We start from the raw sequence: 3,315 nt of genomic DNA, 5'->3' as shown, positions 1-3,315 counted from the left end.
CGCCATGACCGAGCCCGGCGCGGGCTCCGACCTGCAGGGCGTCAAGACGCGCGCCGAAAAGGATGGCAACCAGTACAAGATCAATGGTTCCAAGACCTTCATCACCAACGGCCAGCTCGCGAACTTCATCATCGTCGTCACCAAGACCGATCCGGAGAAGGGCGCCAAGGGCACGTCGCTGATCGTCGTCGAGACCGATGAGGTCGAAGGCTTCCAGCGCGGCCGCAACCTCGACAAGATCGGCTTGAAGGCCAACGACACGTCGGAGCTGTTCTTCAACGACATGCGTGTGCCGACCTCCAACCTGCTCGGCCACGAGGAAGGGCAAGGTTTCGTCCAGCTGATGCAGCAATTGCCGCAGGAGCGGCTGCAGATCGGCACCGGCGCCATTGCCATGATCGAGCGGGCGCTGGCGCTGACCATCGACTACGTCAAGGAGCGCAAGGCGTTCGGCAAGGCGATCATCGATTTCCAGAACACCCAGTTCAAGCTGGCCGAACTCAAGACCGAGGCCACCATCGGCCGCGTCTTCTATAATGATTGCGTTACCCGCCACATTGCCGGCGGCCTCGATCCCGTGACCGCGTCGATGGCCAAGTACTGGCTCAGCGACCTGCAGGGAAAAGTCGTCGACGAATGCCTTCAACTGCATGGCGGCTATGGCTACATGAATGAATATCCGATCGCCCGCATGTTCCGCGACGCTCGCGTCCAACGCATCTACGGCGGCACCAACGAGATCATGAAATTGCTGATCGGACGCTCGCTCTAATGCATGTCGCTCAAAAGTGGTCCCGGTTTTGGGGGATCGACATGCATCAGTTTAAAGTCGTTCGATAAACCCAAGGAGCAAAACGATGGCCGAAGCTTATGTCTATGACGCCGTGCGCACGCCGCGCGGCAAGGGCAAGAAGGACGGATCGCTGCACGAGGTGCCGGCGGTGCGGCTTGCCGCCAAGACGCTCGAGTCGCTGCGCGACCGCAATGGGCTGGATACCGGCACTGTCGACGACATCATCTTCGGCTGCGTCGATCCGGTCGGCGAGGCGGGTTCGGTCATTCCGCGCGCCGCAGCCTTCGAGGCCGGCTACGACACCAAGGCGCCCGGCATGCAGATCTCGCGCTTCTGTGCTTCCGGGCTCGACGCCATCAATCTCGGCGCCGCCAAGATCGCGCAGGGCGCCGATGAGATCGTCATCGCCGGCGGCGTCGAATCGATGTCGCGCGTCGGCATGGGCGCCTCGGGCGGTGCCTGGTTTATGGACCCGTCCGTCGGCCTGCCCGGCTGGTTCGTGCCGCAAGGCATCTCGGCCGATCTGATCGCCACCAAATACGGCTTCTCCCGCGACGACGTCGACGCCTATGCGGTCGAGAGCCAGAAGCGTGCCGCCAAATCCTGGGCCGATGGCCGCTTCAAGAAGTCCGTCATCCCGATCAAGGACCAGAACGGCCTGACCATCCTCGACCATGACGAGCATATGCGGCCATCGACCGACATGCAGTCGCTGGCCTCGCTCAACCCGTCCTTCGTCATGCCTGGCGAAATGGGCGGCTTCGATGCGGTCGCAGTGCAGAAGCATCCCGAGGTGGAAGAGGTCAATCACGTCCACCATGCCGGCAATTCGTCCGGCATCGTCGATGGCGCGGCGGCCGTGCTGCTCGGTTCGAAGAAGGCTGGCAAGGCGATGGGGCTGAAGCCCCGCGCCCGCATCCGCACCTTCGCCAATATCGGCTCCGAGCCGGTGCTGATGCTGACCGGTCCGGTCGACGTCACCGAGAAGCTGTTGAAGCGCGCCAAGATGAAGCTCTCGGACATCGACCTGTTCGAGCTCAACGAAGCCTTCGCCTCGGTGGTGCTGCGCTACATGCAGGCTTTCGACATTCCGCATGACAAGATCAACGTCAATGGCGGCGCCATCGCCATGGGCCATCCGCTCGGCGCCACCGGCGCGATGATCCTGGGCACGGTGCTGGACGAACTGGAGCGCCGCGATCTCAACACCGCTTTGGTGACGCTGTGCATCGGCGCCGGCATGGGCACCGCAACCATCATCGAACGCGTCTGACGGGGAGAGAAACGATGAGCTACACCAATTTCACCCTCGACATCGACGCCGACGGCATTGCGCTGGTCACCTGGGACATGCCTGGCCGGTCGATGAACGTCTTCACCGAGGAAGCGATGCGGGAATTGAACGCCATCGTCAACAAGGTGGCAGGTGACGCCGCCATCAAGGGCGCGGTGATCACTTCCGGCAAGGACACCTTCTCCGGCGGTGCCGACATCACCCTGCTGCAGAAGATGTTGACGACCTTCGCCACGGACAAGGGCAAGGACGCCGAAAAGGCGACGAAGGCGCTGTTCGACAATGCCGGTATCATGACCGGCCTGTTCCGCAAGCTGGAGACATCAGGAAAGCCGTGGGTGTCGGCGATCAACGGCACCTGCATGGGCGGTGCCTTCGAATTGTCGCTCGCCTGCCACGGCCGTGTCGCCGCCGACAGCGACAAAGTGAAGATGGCGCTTCCCGAGGTGAAGATCGGCATCTTCCCGGGCGCCGGCGGCACCCAGCGCGTGCCGCGGTTGACCGACCAGCAGCAGGCGCTGCAGATGCTGACCTCCGGCCAGACACTGTCGCCGCAGAAAGCCAAGTCGATGGGCCTGATCCATGAGATCGCCGAACCGGCCAGGCTGGTCGAGGCCGCCAAGGCGATGATCAGGAATGGCCTGAAGCCCGTAGCACCTTGGGACGAGAAGGGTTTCAAGCTGCCCGGCGGCCAGATCTATTCGCCCGCCGGCTTCAATCTGTGGCCGCCGGCCATCGCCATCCTGCGTCGTGAGACCTACGGCAACTATCCGGCCGCCGCAGCGATCCTGAAATGCGTCTATGAAGGGCTGCTGGTGCCGTTCGACACCGCCTTGCGCATCGAGCAGCGCTATTTCACCGAGATCATGCAGACCAAGGAAGCGGCGGCGATGATCCGCTCGCTGTTCGTGTCGCTGCAGGAACTGAACAAGGGCGCCCGCCGCCCGGCCGGCGTGCCCGAAACCAAGTTCAAGAAGATTGGCATTCTCGGCGCCGGCTTCATGGGCGCCGGCATCGCCTATGTCACCGCCAAGGCCGGCATCCCGGTGGTGCTGCTCGACCGCGACATGGAGTCGGCTGCCAAGGGCAAGGCGCATTCCGACAGCCTGGTCTCGGATCAGGTGAAGAAGGGCCGCGCCAAGCCGGAGGACAAAGACAAATTGCTGTCGCTGATCACGCCGACGGCCGACTATGCCGACCTTGCCGGCTGCGATCTGGTGGTTGAGGC

At 63.1% G+C, this 3,315-nt stretch carries 3 protein-coding genes; all 3 read left to right on the top strand.

Translation table 11 applies throughout. The annotated features are described in order from the left end of the window. Positions 1 to 772, top strand: a 772-nt coding sequence (locus EN935_RS27805) for an acyl-CoA dehydrogenase family protein (protein WP_127373830.1), incomplete at its 5' end; no start/stop codon positions are given. A gap of 85 nt (positions 773 to 857) precedes the next feature. Next, positions 858 to 2,066 carry an acetyl-CoA C-acetyltransferase gene (locus EN935_RS27800; protein ID WP_126067624.1) on the top strand — a complete coding sequence of 403 codons (1,209 nt, stop codon included), beginning with the start codon at positions 858 to 860 and terminating at the stop codon, positions 2,064 to 2,066. Positions 2,067 to 2,080: 14 nt separating this feature from the next. Next, a partial coding sequence (locus EN935_RS27795; protein WP_206534584.1) for an enoyl-CoA hydratase-related protein occupies positions 2,081 to 3,315 on the top strand: 1,235 nt, incomplete at its 3' end.

The sequence above is a fragment of the Mesorhizobium sp. M7D.F.Ca.US.004.03.1.1 genome (assembly GCF_003998635.1).
GTDB lineage: Bacteria > Pseudomonadota > Alphaproteobacteria > Rhizobiales > Rhizobiaceae > Mesorhizobium > Mesorhizobium loti.
This window is presented reverse-complemented; position numbering and strand designations above follow the sequence as displayed.

Coding starts and splice junctions, on each gene's coding strand:
- EN935_RS27800 (WP_126067624.1), top strand. CDS start 858: ATGGCCGAAGCTTATGTCTATGACGCCGTGCGCACGCCGCGCGGCAAG.